Origin of the sequence: Protofrankia sp. CiP1_Cm_nod1 (genome assembly GCF_920888515.1) — a bacterium.
Classification (GTDB): domain Bacteria; phylum Actinomycetota; class Actinomycetes; order Frankiales; family Frankiaceae; genus Protofrankia.
The window spans coordinates 1-14,478 of the sequence record NZ_CAKKTM010000271.1; the positions used below are offsets into that span (position 1 = coordinate 1).

A 14,478-nucleotide genomic window follows, 5' to 3' on the forward strand; every position below is an offset into this window, starting at 1 on the left:
TCGACCACCCGTACACCCGGGCGCGGGCGTTGTCCGGGCTGGCACCCCGCCTACCCGCCGACCAACGCGGGCCGATCCTCGCCCAAGCGCTGACCGCCGCATCATTAGCAGGACGGAAGGCCGTGGTCGATGTTCTTCCAACCGCACTTTCGATCAGGGAAGGGCGCGACCTGGTCGCCGCCGCGGTCATCTCGTCGCTGCTGTGTGTGCAACGCTGGTGGCCCTAAAACCGAGCCTGCTCGGTGGCGCCGGGGCTTTGGATCCTGGCTGGGCTAGCGGTTTCGGCCGGTGAGGCTTTCGCGGCGCGAGGCTGCGACGCGCCGGCGAGCACGGCGCGCCAGCGCCGCGCGCAGCCGTCGCGTGGCGCGGGCCTCGTACCGCGCTTGATCCTAAAATGGAGAATTCGGCAGTCAGTCAGCCTCGGGCATAGCCGGCGTCGTACGTCGGGCCGCGCCGCTGATCGTCGGTTCGGCTCCGGTGTGGTCAGGCTGCGTTGCCGGCAAGCGCGGTGCGGTCGATGCGGGAGACGAGTTCGCGCGCGTGGGTGTTGTGTTGGTACGGGGTGAGGCGTTTCCGCAGGTCGGTCATGGCGGTGACGTAGCGGGCGGAGGTGGGGACTCCGGCGGCGATGTCGATCGCCTGATGGCCGGCGGCGATCGCGCCTTCGAGGTCGTTCTGCTGGGTGAAGCTGACGGCGACGACGGTTTGGCTCAGCGCCCCGCGGCGTCCGCGATTCTGTTTGCGGGCGGCTTCGACGGACTGACGGGCGTACCGGTGGGCCTCGGCCGGGTCGCCGATGTCCCGCAGGCTGTTCGCGATCTCCCCGGTGACGTAGGGCTCGTCGATGAACTTCGCCCATTCGGGTTCGTTCGCCGGGTTGATGAGATCGAAGGTCTTTTCGGCCTGCGCGATCGTCGCGGCGGTGTCGGTGGAGCGGCCCAGGACCGACAGGGCACGGGCTTCCAACACGTACAGGTCAGTCAGGGCGGCGGGGGCACGCAGACCACGCAGACCGTGGCGGCCGGCGCGGGCGAGCCGAAGCCCTTCGTCGGGGTGTCCGAGTTGGGTTGCCTGATCGGAGAGGCCGGCCAGGACATGGGCGCCAAGCATCCGGTTACCGGCGGCGTCGGCGAGCCGGAGGGACTGGATCAGGTAGCGCTGCGCGATGCCGTGTTGGCCGGAGTCGAACGCCATCCAGCCGGCGAGATAGGTCTGTTCGGCGGCGACCTCGAAGAGGGCCTGGCGGACGGGCTCGGGGTGGGACTCCTGGAGGAGCGGGAGAACATGTTCGGTGAGGTACTGGGCGACGGTGCGGCGGGCGATGTCACCGCCGCCTTGGATGACGTCCATTTCCTGGAACACACCGAACATGTTGCGGATGGACTCGACCGCGGCCATGTCCGCGTGGGCGGGCCGTCCAGAGTCGGCGGCGTCCAGACTGGTCAACAGCCAATCTCGGCTGGGACCGGCGAGTGCACCGAGAACGAATGATGAACGCAGCAGCATGTCCCGACGGCGCACGTCGGCCCTCCCGAGCTCGGCGACAGTGCTCAGGGTACGTCGCACCGAGGGTTCGTACACCAGTCCTTGAGCGGTTGCCTCGGGGTTGGTGACCGGCTGCTGAGCGGTGCTCGACTGGCTGTCGACCACCGGCGCTTTTACGTCTGCCTGGGCGTGCGGTGGGTGTGCGGTGGGTTCCCATGTGCGGCGGGCCAGGCCGAGCATGCCGCCGGGGATACGCAGGCCGTCGGCGATGCGTTCGATCAGTTCCAGGGAGGCCACCCGGTCCCGACCGTGCACGATCTTGCTGACGCGGCTTTGGTCGAGACCCTCGACCGCAGAGGCGATGCGGTCCTGGCTGGCGGCGTCGTACTTCCGCATCAGCCGGAAGGCGGTGCCGAAGTCGCGGGCGGCGAGCGCGGCGCGCATGTCGTCGCGGGCAAGGAGCCGTTCGGACACCGTGTACGGGCCGAGGGACACAGCCGGCATATCTGATCACCCTTCCGACCCGGAGAGGGACACGTCTCGTGGCAGGACTGGTGCCGACAGTACCCGGATTACGCCCAACGGGTAGGGAAAGCTCACCTATTGAGGGGGCGTGTGGCTGTCGTTGACGGGTTGTCCGTCGGGCGCAGGCGAGAGTCACATGGGAATGGCATCTTCCGTGGGCTCGTGCGGCGCCGTGAGGCTAAGGCGCAGCCGGCCCCGTCCCGTGGTCGAGCGGTGGTCTGCGTGGGACCGGGCCGGCATCCAACCAGCGGATAACGAGAGCGGGACGGGATGCGACCGGTGACGGTAACCAGGAAGAACACTGCGGACGGCGGGGGCACGGATGTGCGGATGCCTGTCCTGTACGGGGTGGTGCGGTTCGAACCGGGTGAGGAACGGCGGGTCCGCGACACCACGATCGCGTTCGATTCGCCCGCGTCGGCGGAACTGTTCGCGGTGGAAAGCGGCTGGTCCGACTTTCAGGTGACGCCGCTGTTCTTCTTCGTGGACAGCGTCACGGCGCCGGCGGCCGGGCGACTGCTGCTGGATGCGGCGCTGGCACGGTCCATGCGGCGGGCCAACGGTCGATGACCGGCGACCGGGAGAGCGCTCCGCCGGAGATCACGTCTGGCGATCCGTGGCCGGTGACCGGGCCTGATCCGGATGACGGTGCTTGCACGGTCACGATCTACCCGGCGGATCGTCCGGCGGACGTGATGCGGGCCTGGGCAGCGCTTCCGGACGGGCTCGGGTTCGCCGAAGCGTTCGGCGATGTGGAAGTAATACTGGTGTTCCGGCCGCTCGACCGGCTGCTGTCCGGGGAGCCGACCGGGACGTCATCCGCGCCGGACTGAGCGGTCAGAGGCTGCTCTCGCGGTACGGGTACAAAGGGCCAGGATCCCGGGCGGTAATAACGCCATCGGGGGATCCTGGCCCTTTTATCTGCCGGCCCCCTGGGCGGTGACGAGTTCCTCGACGGCGGCCATGCGGTGGCTCATGTCCGCAAGCTGCTGTTCGATGCGGTCGATCCCGGCGAGGATCTCCCGCATGGCTGCCCCGGCAGGAACGTCCGGCGCCTGGTCACCGACCAGCACCCGAATCAGATGATCGCCGGGCCAGTCGAGCGCGCGGGCAAGCGCCGTCAGGGTCTTGTTCTGGACCCGCCGGCCCTTACCGCCATGCTGGATCTGGCGCACGGTGGACACGGACACGCCGGAGATGTCGGCGAGTTCCTGCTGTCCGATGCGGCGGGCTGCCATCCGCTGGTTGACCGCGTCGGCGACCGCGGCCCAGTCCTCGCCCCCGATCGCGCCCCGCGCCGTGTAGACGGGTGATCTCTGTTCCTGGTCCTCCATGCCGCCGATTTTAGCTGTCAAGCAAACAGTAGGGCATGTGAGGTACACATATATCCCAGCGGGACCCACTGCCGGACGCATGGTCTTTGCTGCACGCTTATGTGAACCTCACATGCTACGGGCACATAATGGTTGATGAGCGGTTCACGCGCGGTGCACTGTATGTCCTGCAACGACCGATGGCCGGCAGCCGCCGGCACACTGATGACGCAGGGCGAGGTGAAACGGCGATGGCGATACCGCGACGGATTCCGGTGGCGTTCGGGGACGTGTTCCCGCACGGCGCGTATGTGCTCGGGGTGGAGGCGGCCAGCGACTATGAGAAGGCGAAGGCGGGCCTTCCGGATGTGCAGGAGCGGGACAAGATCACCGGCGAGTTGGTGTGGGTGGCCCGGGTGGTGGACGCCGACCCGAACGCGCGGGCGGGGTCGGCGGAAGTAAAGGTGAAGATCTCATCGCCGGTTCGGCCGGTGCCCCCGGAGCCGATGCCGGGCACGCCGTTCCGACCGGTGGAATTCGACGGGCTGACGCTCACCCCGTGGGTGCGCACGAACGGTAACCAGCCGCGGCAGGAATTCGCGTTGCGGGCAACCGGTATGCGACCGGTCCGGGCGACAGCCGGTGGTCGGGGCTCGACGGGAGCGGCGGCATGACCGAGCCAACAGCCAGCCCGGACACCGATGGCGGGCGGATGCCGGCCGGGTCGTGGGGGCATGTCAGCGTGCACGTCGGCGCGGACGGGTCGGCGCGCTGCCACACCTACCCGCACGAACGGCCGATCCTCACCGTCGACACCGGCCACATCGACCTGTCCCTGTCCGTGTCGGGCGGCACGGTAACCGCGGATCATCTCGTGTTCGCGCGGGCGCTGGTACGGGCCGCCACCGACTATCTGAGCGAATGCGAACGGCTGCTGGCAGGCCGCACCGCCGACGATTCGACGAGCGATACCACGACAGCGGCCTGAGCACGCCTCTCCCGGGTACCGGGACGGCCGTCTGAGCTTTCTTTGCGCTCCGCCGGTTCCGGTCCGCCGATTCCTCTTTCTTTCCGTTTCTTTTTCGTGCGATGCAGGGTGGGTGTGATCTGTCATGGCCAGAATCAACGGCTCCCGGCCGTTTCCCGACGTGCCGACCCGGCATCCGAGAGTCGACGTGCCGCTGTGGGTGGTGCTGGTCGGGCTGGCCGGGCGGATGTGCGCCCGGCTGCTGCTCTTTGTGCTGCGGCATCCGGTGCTGGTGGGTCTGCTGCTGACGGTGCTGGTGATCCGGGACCGGTGGGGGCTGGCCGGGCTGGGCCTGGTGCTCCTCGCCGTCGCCGGGCTGGCGGCGGGGTGGCGGCTGGCGCACCGCCGGTCGTTCGCCTGGCTGACCGGCTGGCTGCGCGGCCGGCTGCGGCTGCTGGCCGTCTACCGGTGGCGGTGGCGGCCGGTCATGGTCCATACCGGGCTGGCGATCCGGATCCCGGTGTCCAACGGCGACCGGGTCGCCTTCGCCGAAACCTTCCCCCGCATCCGCACGATCCGCTCCGACCGGTGGGCGGACCGGCTGCGGGTGGAGCTGCTCTACGGACAGACCCCGCAGCAGTGGGCGGAGCAGGCCGAAGCGCTGCGGCAGGCGTTCCGCGCGCAGGCGTGCCGGATCCGTGCCGATCGGGTGGGGTACATATGGCTGGAGTTCACCCACCGTGACCCACTGGCCGGCCTCGTCCCCCCGGCCGACCTCGACGGCCCCGACACGGACGGCGGAGACAACGACGGGTGGGACGACGACACGCCGGTGGATCTGGCCGGGCTCCCGATCGGTCGGCGGGAGGACGGCCGGCCCTGGCGGCTACCGGTCCGCGGCGCCCATGTGCTGGTGGCCGGGGCGACCGGGGCGGGGAAGGGGTCGGTGCTGTGGGCGACGATCCGCGGGCTCGGCCCGGCGGTGCGCGCCGGCCTGGTCGAACTTTGGGTCGCCGACCCGAAAGGCGGGATGGAACTCGCGTTCGGCCGGGACATGTTCACCCGGTTCGCCACCGACACCGCCGGCATCGCCGACCTGCTCGACGACGCCGTCACGGTCATGCGCGGGCGGGCCGGACGGCTGCGCGGCGTGACCCGGCTGCACACCCCGACCGCCGACGAACCGCTGATCGTCGTGATCGTCGACGAACTCGCCGCCCTGACCGCCTACGTCACCGACCGGGAGCTCAAGCGGCGGCTGGCCGCCTCGCTGCCGCTGCTGCTGTCGCAGGGCCGGGCACCTGGGGTGGTGGTGATCGGGGCGGTACAGGACCCGCGGAAAGAGGTGCTGCCGTTCCGGGACCTGTTCCCGGTCCGGGTGGCGCTGCGGCTGACCGAACCCGACCAAGTCGACCTGGTCCTGGGCGACGGCGCACGGGATCGCGGCGCCCGAGCGGAGGAGATCCCCGACGGGCTGCCCGGGGTCGGCTATGTGCTCGCCGACGGGCAGGCCGACCCGGTGCGGGTGCGGGCCGCCTGGATCGACGACGCCGAGATCGGCCGGATGGCGCACCGCTACCGGCCACCGGTCGCCGGTCAGATCATTGGCTTCGACGATCCCGGCACAGGGTGGACCCCGGATGTCGACGGTTGGGCGGCATGACCGGACTGGAGGGATACGCCCCGGTGTTCGTGCTGCCGCTGTGCTCCTGGTGCCGGCACCTGTGGGCGGCACACCGGACCGATGCCGGTTGCCGGGTGCCGGTCGGGCGGGGGCGGGTGTGCGGCTGCCGGGAACCGCCCCCCGGCCACCCGCCCGATCCCGACCCGGCCGGCGACGGCCCGAACCACGACCACGACCACCAGGACCAGGAGGAGCGGGCCGCGTGACAAGTGGAACGGACCCCGCCGGCCTGCTGTCGGCGCATCCGGATAGTCCGACCGGCACCGTCTCAAGTACGGACCCGGCGGCGGGGAGTCGGGCGGCGCGGATGCGACTGCCGCTGGCCCGGCAGGTCCTCGAGGCGGTCGCGGTCGACAACGGGGTGTGCATCCGCCCGTTGGCGATGCGCCGGGTGGACCTGACCACCGGGGAGACGGAAACGATCCCGGTGCCGTGCGGGGCCACCCTGGCCAGCAAGTGCCCGCCGTGCGCGGACCGGGCACGCAAGCTGCGGATGGCGCAGTGCAAGGCCGGCTGGCACCTCGACGACGAACCACTCCCCGACCCGGACCCGCCGACCGACGACGCGAAAACCCTCGTCCAGCTCCGCGCCGACCTCGAAGCCGTCCGCACCGACGCCGTGACCAGCCACCACGTCGAGCAGATCACCGAAGCCGACGATCTGATCTCCCAGGTCGACGCCGCGTTGACCGATCTTGGTGTGCGCGGCACGACCGCCCCGGAGGCCCGGGAGCGGCCCCGGCGGACCCGATCGACCCGGCGCAGGCAGGACGCCCCCGACCTGCCCCGGCTCCCCGTCGACCGGCGCACCGTGGGCCGGACGTTCACCGCACCCGACGGGACGGTGTGGCGGCCGTCGATGTTTCTCACGCTCACCTGCGACAGCTACGGCCGAGTGAACGGCGACGGCACCCCGGTGGACCCGGACGGCTACGACTACCGGCGGGCGGCCCGCGACGCGATCCACTTTCCCAAGCTGCTCGACCGGTTCTGGCAGAACCTCCGCCGCGCGGTCGGCTGGGACGTGCAGTACTTCGCCGCCCTGGAGCCGCAACGGCGGCTGGCGCCGCATCTGCACGCGGCGATACGCGGCACGATCCCGCGGGTGCTGCTGCGGCAGGTCGCGGCTGCGACCTATCACCAGGTGTGGTGGCCGTCCTGTGACCGGCCGGTCTACGGCCCCGGCCGGCTGCCGGTCTGGGACGAACGGGCCGGCGGCTACACCGACCCGGACAGCGGCGCACCGCTGCCGACCTGGGACGCGGCGTTGGATACGCTCGGCGACGATGCCGAGCCCGCGCATGTGGTCCGGTTCGGGGTGCAGGTCCGCGCGGACGGGGTGACCGCGAACAACGCCAATACCGGCCGGCTGATCGGCTACCTGACCAAATATTTGACCAAGGGCCTGGACGCCTGCCACACGGTAAGCACCGATGCGCAGCGACAGCACGTCGACCGGCTCGCCGACGCGCTGCGCTACGAACCGTGCGCGCCGACGTGTGCGAACTGGCTGCTCTACGGCGTCCAGCCGAAGAACCCGCGGGCCGGGCTGGTACCGGGACGGTGCCGGGGCAAGGCCCACCGGCGCGAAACCCTCGGCTTCGGCGGCCGACGGGTACTCGTCTCCCGGAAGTGGTCGGGCAAGACCCTCGCCGATCATCGGGAAGATCGAAAAATCTGGGTCCGGCAACAGCTTGCCGTCCTCGGCCACACAGGTGACACCAGCGGCGGCCAGGGCGACGGCGTCGACCGGGCGGTCTGGCAGCTTCTCCGCCCCGGCGACCCTGCCACACCCCGCCGGGAACATCTCCTCCTCCGCGCGGTCGCGGACCGCCACCGCTGGCGCGCCCAACTCGACACAGCCCGACGCGCCACCGGCGCTGAGCTTCCGGCAATCGGCCCACCGGACTCGGCTCGCGCTGCCTGACCGCCCGCCCTGGCCCTGTGGAGAAGAGTCGTGATCAAGCTCTTACTGACTGTCGACGAAGCCGCCGCGCTGCTCGGCGTCGGGCGTAGCACCGTGTACGACCTGATCCGCGGTCACCGGCTCGAATCCGTCCGCATCGGCCGTGCTCGGCGTGTTCCCCGTGCCGCGGTCCTCGCCTATGTCGACCGGCTGCGCGGCGACGGAGAAGCAGCATGACCGGCCAGCAATCCAACAACCAGGCGCGGGGACCTCCCGACCGCCCGGACACTCGGCAAGCAAAGCGGTCCCGGTGGGTGCTGCGAACACCCGACCGGGACCTGAGACCCACCCTTGAGCAAGCAAGGAGTGAAGCCCTGTGCCCATCTTCTCGTCCGGCAGCTTCGGGGCGTGGCGCACCCCCGGCGGTGACTCACCGCTCGTCGCGGTGCGTGCGACCGACACCGGTCATGAGTTGACCATCCGCCCTGGTGCTGACGTCGGCGACTTGGCCGCGATCCTCGCCGATCTGCCCGCGGACTCGTTCTTCACCGAACATTTCGGTGACGTCGACGCGGTGCTGGTCTTCCACCGGGTGCCCGGACTTCCGGCAACCGTCCCGGCCGGCCCGCACCCCTCGGCCGATCCGGTGGCGGCGAGCGTCCCCCGCCCGTAGCGGCATTCCTGCCCGCCCTTCCCATTTCTTTTCCGTTCTCTGGCGGCTTTCCCTGCTGTCGGGGTGCCGGACGTGTCCAGGGTCGGCCGAAGGCCGATCGCGTCAGCGACGCCATAGGCGCCCTGGACGCGGCCGGCGCCCCGACAGATCATCCCCCGCCCAGAGAACGGACCCCGGAACCGGAACCGGACAACGCCATCCGCGACCGGCCTCGGCGGAACCTTCCCCCTCTCGGCAAGGAGTCCTCCTCACCATGCCCAGCAACGGCAACAACAGCAGCGGCCCGGCGAACGGCCGGCGCAAGGAGCGCACGAAGCGTGCGAACGGCCAGGGCTCGATCTACCAGCGGGCCGACGGCCTGTGGGTCGGCGCAGCCTACGTCCTCATGCCGGACGGGACGACCAGGCGGCGACCGGTCTACGGCAAGTCGGAAGAGATCGTCCGTGGCAAGCTCACCGAACTACAGGCCAACTCCGACCAGGGCATTCCGGCAGAGGCGACCGGGTGGACGGTCGAGAAGTTCCTGACCTACTGGCTCGCGCAGAGCGTGAAACCGAACGCCAAGCCGGCGACGTACCACGGGTACGAGATGATGGTTCGGGTCCACATCTGCCCGGCGATCGGCAAGAAGCGGCTGAACAAGCTGACCGCGGCGGACGTCCGGCTGTTCATGCGCCAGATGGAGAACTCGTGCCTGTGCTGCAAGCACGGTCGAGACGCCCGGCGGTCGGTGAAGGATCGGCGCTGCTGCGCGGTCGGCCGGTGCTGCCAGGCCATCCCGTCCCGGCGGCTCGTCCAGCAGGCTCACGCGGTGCTGCGCAACGGCCTTCAGGCGGCTGTCCGCGAGGAACTGATCCGCCGGAACGTGGCGAAGCTGGTCAAGGTCACACCACCGAGGTACGGGATCAACCGGGGCCTGACCGTCGACCAGGCACGGGCACTGCTCGACGCGGCGGCCGGCGACCGGCTGTATGCGCTCGTGGTCCTGGCGCTCTTCCTCGGCCTGCGCCGCGGGGAACTGCTCGGCCTCCAGTGGTCCGACGTCGACACCGACCGCGGCACCCTCACGATCCGCCGCACTCTCCAGCGCACCGGCGGCGCGCTCCACCTGGTCACGCCCAAGACGGACACGTCGTTCCGCACCCTGCCCCTGATCGGCCTGGTCGCCGACGCCCTCACCGAACATCGCAAGCTTCAGGACGCCGAGCGAGAGGCGGCCGGCAAGCGCTGGGTGAGCACCGACCACGTGTTCACCACGAAGATCGGTACTGTGATCGAACCCGGTAACCTCCGCCGCACCTGGGAGCCCCTCCGCCGTGCGGCCGGCCTCGACGGCGTGGTCTTCCACGGCCTCCGCCACACCTGCGTAACCCTGCTCCTGGACCTCGGCGTCCCACCCCACACCGTCCGTGAGATCGCCGGCCACTCCGCCATCGAGGTCACCATGACCATCTACGCCCACTCGTCGATGGCCGAAAAACGCGCCGCCCTCTCCCGCCTCGACACCCACCTGACCGGCCCCTGAGCCCCCGTGATCCCCCACGATGCCCCAGCCACGTTGCTACACCCGTTGCTACACCCCACCCCCCAAAAACCACAAAACCCCCAGGGGGTTTGACCGTGGGGGGTTCGGGGGGCTCGGCCCCCCGGCTAGCATCGCGGCTGGTAGCGCAGTCGATCGCAGATCGACAAGCAGCCGAAGCCAGCCCGTGGGCGCGGCAGGGATCGAACCTGCGACCACTCGCTTGTAAGGCGAGCGCTCTCCCGCTGAGCTACGCGCCCGGGATGCTCGTAAGCGTACGCAACAGCGCACGGCTGTGGGGGATGGATGCCACGGAAACCGGTGCCCGGTACGGATGTCGACGTCGTCCGTGCCGGGGAACGTCCGTCCGGGCCCGGCGCGGGGTTGCCGGCTGTCCGGGCGCGCCGCTGGCCCGTGCGTGTGCCCGCTTGGCCCTGCCGCCGGTCGGACGGGCCGAGCGGGCACACGTCACCGGTCACCTCAGGCTGTGGCCCAGCATCCGGGCGAGGGCGGCCTCGACCTCGGCGCTGAGTTCGGGGGGTGCGGGCACCGGCTGTGCGGGCGCCTCCCCCGACGCCGAGGCCGAGGCCGGGGTCGACGTCGACGTACGGATCGGAAGAGCAGAGCCGGCCGGAAGATCAGGACCGGACAGGGCCGGCTGGATCTCCCGGCCGCAGTCCTGGCATGAGATCAGGCCGAGAGCCTTGGCCAGGTGTGTCGAGCCGCAGTTGCCGCAGCGGTCGAGGGTCTGCGACCAGCCGACCGTCTGCTGGCACTGCGGGCAGAACAGCACCTGCTCACCCGCCACGACCGCCCGCCGCCACGGGCTGGCTCCCCGGGTGGGGTCGGTCTGGCGGGTGTGACAACGAAAGCACGGCATCCTGCAACCTGATGTGACGGGAAAGAGCGGGTGCAGCCTACAGCGCGGCGAGCGCCTTGAGGTACTCGGTGTGGTCCCGGGCCTCACCGGGGCCGTTCACGATCTTCCAGTGGACGACGCCCTCCTTGTTGATGATGAAGGTCGCCCGGACGGCGAATCCCTTGCTCTCCTCGAAGACGCCGTAGCTGCGCGCCACCTCGCCGTGCGGCCAGAAGTCGGCCAGCAACGGGAAGTCGTATCCCTCGCGCTCCGCCCACACCTTGTGGGCGTAGGGCGAGTCGACCGAGACCGCGAGAACCTGCACATCGTCGTTCTGGAACGACGAGAGATCGTCGCGGACCGCGCAGAGCTCGCCCTGGCAGATACCGGTGAAGGTCAGGGGGTAGAACAGGAGGACGACGTTACGCCGCCCACGGAACTCCGAGAGTGCGACCTCCTCGTTGTTCTGATCACGCAGGGTGAAGTCAGGGGCGATGCTGCCCACGTCGACGGCCACTGGCACATCCTCTCGACAGTAACGGTGTGTATTCGGATAAGGGGCGGCTGGCCACCCGTTCCCAGCATGCCATCTGATCGGCCCCTGGATCAGGATCCCCCGCGCCGGTGGCCGCCCGCGCCGGCGCCGCCGGCCACCACCTCCCGCCGGCCTCCTGTCACCTCCTGTGCTTCCCGGTCCGTCATACGGCGCCGATGTGGCCGGAGGCTACTGGTCGGATGTCCTGGCCGGTAACGTTCATCCCGTCCCGTCGACCCGGACGCGCCTGCCGTCACCCCGCTCCCACTCGCTTCACGCTTCCATCCGTTTCACCGGGTGTATCCGCTTCCTTCGGCGGCGGACGCCTCGCGCGGCTGCCGGGCGGTCTGCCGGTGTTGTTCCGATCGGCCCGGATCGGCACATCCGTCGGGGTGTATGAAACCGCGAGGGATGTACGAGACGACGGCACACGAAAAAGCAGGGAGCACGGTGACCGATCAGAATTTCGGTCCGTATGGTCAACATGAGTACGGACAGCAGCCGCCTGGGCCACACAGCACGAATCCGTACGACCAGCCCCCGCCGGGGGATCGTCACAGCAGCCTCGGACACGGGGACCAGCCCGGCTACGGGGACCAGCCCGGGCACGGAGGCCAGTTGGATACGGGGCCGGGTACCTCACGCCGGGCGCCCCTGTGCCCGACGTCTACCCGCAGCCGGTGGGCGCGGGTATCCGCGGCCGACGGCGCAACCCCTTCGCGTCCTGGCTCGGCCTGCCTCTGATCACCTTTGGCATCTACGACATCGTGTGGGTCTACAAGACCAACAAGGAGCTCAACGCCTACGACCGGCGGATCGACGTCAACCCGGTCCTGTCGGTGCTCGCGGTGACGCTCGGAGGGCTCCTGATCGTGCCGTCGCTCGTGGCCGTGTGGCGGCTGGGCACCCGCGCCCGCCAGGCCCAGCGGGCGGCCGGCCTGCCCGAGCTGAGCGCCGGTGTCGCGTTCGTCCTCTGGCTCGTCGGCGGCGGCCCGCTGTACCTCCAGTATGAGATCAACAAAATCTGGGACCGTTACCCGGGCTCGGTGGAAGGACAGCAGGTACCTCTGTACGCCTGACCTGTACGCCTGACCTGTACGCCTGGACGAGCCTGTACGTGCGCCTGGCTCGCCGGCCAGGCGCACGGAGGCGCACGGAGGCGCACGGAGGGATGGCCACACGGCGGGACGGCCATACAGCCCCGCCGGCCAACACGGCGGGGACCGCGTCCGCGGCCGTCCGCCCGGATGGGAGACCATGTCCTCCCGGGCGGGCGGTCTGAACGGCGTCCGCGACCGCCCGTCCGGGCACGATCGGGGCAAGTGTGCCGGCGGGTACGCCTTCCGGCCCGGTGGGTGTACCCACCAGCACACTCGCGTCGGTCTTCTCCGATGGCCGGCACTCGGCGGTGGGCACCCACCGGCCGAGTACCGGCCGCCGCGAGACCGCCCGGCGGGGATGCCCACGGCGCACGGCGACACCGGCCACCCGTCCTCGTCCTCCCGGTTGAGGCCCCCTGTCCTCCCGGTTGAGGGGGGCCCGCCCTGGTGGACGGCCAGCGCCCTGGCGGACGGCTAGCGGTGCCGGACCCGTTGGGACTTGGGAGCGGCAAGCCGCATGCCGGCCCACTCGGTGGCGACGCTGACGGTGCTCGTCTGCACCAGGCCGACGGCCGGCACCGCCTCCAGCACATCGCTGGGCTCCACGTGGCCGGGCCGGCCGGCCTTCGGTGTCAGCAGCCAGATCACACCGGCCTCCGACAACTGGCGGCGCGCGTCGATGAGTGCCTCAACAAGGTCGCCGTCGTCGTCCCGCCACCACAGCAGCACGACATCGACCACATCGTCGGAGTCCTCCGGGACGAGTTCCGTTCCGCTGGCCGAGGTGACGGCGTCGAGAAGATCATAGGCGATGTCGTTGTCTTCGTTGAGCGACTGAACCAGTACCCCGGGCGTAATGCCCAGACGTTCCGCACGCCGCTGACCCTCGGCGTTCGCCGCGGTCGGACTCACCCTCAACAACCTCCTGCTCGTGTCAGCTGCCCGCGGGCACGCCGCCCGTGAGCACCGGCTGTACGGCACGGCGGTTGTTCGATCCACCTGCTGCGCGCACCACCGTGGACCTAGTCCACCGGAGCACCCCGGGGCAGCGCAAGTGCCACGCCGGTAGTTGTGGACAAAGGTGCCACCCGTACCGGCTCATCCGGACAGAAACGAGAGTCGAACAGTGCGTTCAGGATTGTCCACGTTGAGATCCACGAGCGCGATCGACTGCCACGTCCCCAGGAGCAGGCGGCCGTCGAGGACCGGCACGGTCAGCGACGGGGAGATCAGCGCCGGCAGGACGTGCGAGCGCCCGTGGCCCGCCGAGCCGTGCGCGTGCCGCCAGCGGCTGTCCGCCGGCAGCAGCTCGCCGAGCGTGGTGAGCAGGTCGGCGTCGCTGCCCGAGCCGAGCTCGAGCAGGGCGACTCCGGCGGTCGCGTGCGGGACGAACACCGACAGCAGCCCGTCCCCGCGCCCGGCCACGAACCGACGGGCATCATCGGTGAGGTCGTGGACACGCTCTGTCCCGCCAGTGTGTACGGACACCGTGGTCGTCTCCATGCCCCGCCCTCTCCCGGCCTTCTTCCCCGTACTTCCCCTCGCTTCCCCGCGCTTCCCCGCACCGCCGCCACTTCCCCGCACCGCCAGCGCGCGCCCACGCCCGGGGGGATGCCGCGCGCCCGTGCCCGGGGGTTCCCGTCTCCAGACCCGCGAGAACCGGCGCTTCTCCTCGTGCTGCCCGCCCCGGTGCCGCCCCCGCATCCCGCATCCCGCATCCCGCATCCCGCATCCCGCATCCCGCATCCCGCATCCGCTCTCATTGTGCCGCCCCCGTCCCGGCGCCCTGGGATGTTCCACGGACTCCCCGGCGGGCCGGTGGGCCCGCCGGGGCTGTCACGGGCCCGCCACCCGGCCCGGCCACCCCGACGGCCCGGCCCACCAGCCCCGGCCCACCAACCCCGGCCCC

General features: G+C 70.5%; 18 protein-coding genes and 1 tRNA gene. 12 read left to right on the forward strand and 7 right to left on the reverse strand.

The window, feature by feature from the left end; genetic code table 11:
• On the forward strand, positions 1-227 hold a 227-nt coding region (locus NBX02_RS12475), incomplete at its 5' end, for a hypothetical protein (protein WP_250291432.1).
• Between the two features lie 256 nt (positions 228-483).
• Here the strand turns inward: NBX02_RS12475 and NBX02_RS12480 are convergent.
• Entirely contained in the window at positions 484-1,929 is a 1,446-nt protein-coding gene (locus NBX02_RS12480) for a helix-turn-helix domain-containing protein (RefSeq protein ID WP_250291435.1), read from the reverse strand.
• Positions 1,930-2,340: 411 nt separating this feature from the next.
• On the opposite strand from NBX02_RS12480, the gene NBX02_RS12485 reads away from it, so the two are divergent.
• Positions 2,341-2,580: a hypothetical protein gene (locus tag NBX02_RS12485; protein ID WP_250291437.1), complete on the forward strand. Its 240-nt coding sequence runs from the start codon at positions 2,341-2,343 to the stop codon at positions 2,578-2,580.
• A gap of 53 nt (positions 2,581-2,633) precedes the next feature.
• Complete coding sequence (locus tag NBX02_RS12490) at positions 2,634-2,843, forward strand: hypothetical protein (RefSeq protein WP_250291439.1); 210 nt, start codon at positions 2,634-2,636, stop codon at positions 2,841-2,843.
• Positions 2,844-2,927: 84 nt separating this feature from the next.
• Here the strand turns inward: NBX02_RS12490 and NBX02_RS12495 are convergent, their stop codons facing one another.
• Entirely contained in the window at positions 2,928-3,344 is a 417-nt protein-coding gene (locus NBX02_RS12495; RefSeq protein WP_250291441.1) for a helix-turn-helix domain-containing protein, read from the reverse strand.
• 230 nt (positions 3,345-3,574) lie between these two features.
• On the opposite strand from NBX02_RS12495, the gene NBX02_RS12500 reads away from it, so the two are divergent.
• The 8 genes from NBX02_RS12500 (at position 3,575) to NBX02_RS12535 (ending at position 10,078) form a co-directional block, all read left to right on the forward strand.
• Positions 3,575-3,997 carry a plasmid replication, integration and excision activator gene (locus NBX02_RS12500; protein WP_250291443.1) on the forward strand — a complete coding sequence of 141 codons (423 nt, stop codon included), beginning with the start codon at positions 3,575-3,577 and terminating at the stop codon, positions 3,995-3,997.
• A complete protein-coding gene (locus tag NBX02_RS12505; RefSeq protein ID WP_250291444.1) occupies positions 3,994-4,311 on the forward strand; it encodes a hypothetical protein in 318 nt (105 codons plus the stop codon). Before NBX02_RS12500 ends, NBX02_RS12505 begins: the two co-directional genes overlap by 4 nt.
• Positions 4,312-4,435: 124 nt before the next feature.
• Positions 4,436-5,953, forward strand: coding sequence for an FtsK/SpoIIIE domain-containing protein (locus NBX02_RS12510; RefSeq protein ID WP_250291447.1), 1,518 nt, complete (start codon positions 4,436-4,438; stop codon positions 5,951-5,953).
• Positions 5,950-6,180: a hypothetical protein gene (locus tag NBX02_RS12515; RefSeq protein ID WP_250291449.1), complete on the forward strand. Its 231-nt coding sequence runs from the start codon at positions 5,950-5,952 to the stop codon at positions 6,178-6,180. The genes NBX02_RS12510 and NBX02_RS12515 overlap by 4 nt, the downstream gene beginning before the upstream one ends.
• The gene (locus NBX02_RS12520) at positions 6,177-7,901 is read left to right on the forward strand and encodes a replication initiator (protein WP_445548396.1); all 1,725 of its coding nucleotides are present in this window, start codon (positions 6,177-6,179) and stop codon (positions 7,899-7,901) included. Before NBX02_RS12515 ends, NBX02_RS12520 begins: the two co-directional genes overlap by 4 nt.
• A gap of 30 nt (positions 7,902-7,931) precedes the next feature.
• Positions 7,932-8,117 (forward strand): helix-turn-helix domain-containing protein, encoded by a 186-nt coding sequence (locus NBX02_RS12525; protein ID WP_250291451.1) that lies wholly within the window; start codon positions 7,932-7,934, stop codon positions 8,115-8,117.
• 139 nt (positions 8,118-8,256) lie between these two features.
• Entirely contained in the window at positions 8,257-8,553 is a 297-nt protein-coding gene (locus tag NBX02_RS12530; RefSeq protein ID WP_250291452.1) for a hypothetical protein, read from the forward strand.
• A 253-nt stretch (positions 8,554-8,806) separates the two neighbouring features.
• On the forward strand, positions 8,807-10,078 hold the full coding sequence (locus NBX02_RS12535) for a site-specific integrase (RefSeq protein WP_250291456.1): 1,272 nt from the start codon (positions 8,807-8,809) through the stop codon (positions 10,076-10,078).
• A gap of 185 nt (positions 10,079-10,263) precedes the next feature.
• On the opposite strand, the gene NBX02_RS12540 is transcribed toward NBX02_RS12535, so the two are convergent.
• From NBX02_RS12540 to NBX02_RS12550, 3 genes are all read right to left on the reverse strand, one after another.
• Positions 10,264-10,335, reverse strand: a tRNA-Val gene (locus NBX02_RS12540).
• Between the two features lie 215 nt (positions 10,336-10,550).
• Entirely contained in the window at positions 10,551-10,955 is a 405-nt protein-coding gene (locus tag NBX02_RS12545; protein ID WP_250282188.1) for a hypothetical protein, read from the reverse strand.
• Between the two features lie 37 nt (positions 10,956-10,992).
• Entirely contained in the window at positions 10,993-11,451 is a 459-nt protein-coding gene (locus NBX02_RS12550; protein WP_250282186.1) for a peroxiredoxin, read from the reverse strand.
• A 674-nt stretch (positions 11,452-12,125) separates the two neighbouring features.
• On the opposite strand from NBX02_RS12550, the gene NBX02_RS12555 reads away from it, so the two are divergent.
• Positions 12,126-12,548: a DUF4234 domain-containing protein gene (locus NBX02_RS12555; RefSeq protein WP_250282184.1), complete on the forward strand. Its 423-nt coding sequence runs from the start codon at positions 12,126-12,128 to the stop codon at positions 12,546-12,548.
• Between the two features lie 495 nt (positions 12,549-13,043).
• Here NBX02_RS12555 and NBX02_RS12560 read toward each other — a convergent pair whose 3' ends face one another.
• Complete coding sequence (locus NBX02_RS12560) at positions 13,044-13,481, reverse strand: DUF3052 domain-containing protein (protein ID WP_250282182.1); 438 nt, start codon at positions 13,479-13,481, stop codon at positions 13,044-13,046.
• A gap of 186 nt (positions 13,482-13,667) precedes the next feature.
• The gene (locus tag NBX02_RS12565) at positions 13,668-14,072 is read right to left on the reverse strand and encodes a secondary thiamine-phosphate synthase enzyme YjbQ (protein ID WP_250282230.1); all 405 of its coding nucleotides are present in this window, start codon (positions 14,070-14,072) and stop codon (positions 13,668-13,670) included.
• Positions 14,073-14,478 lie beyond the last annotated feature (406 nt).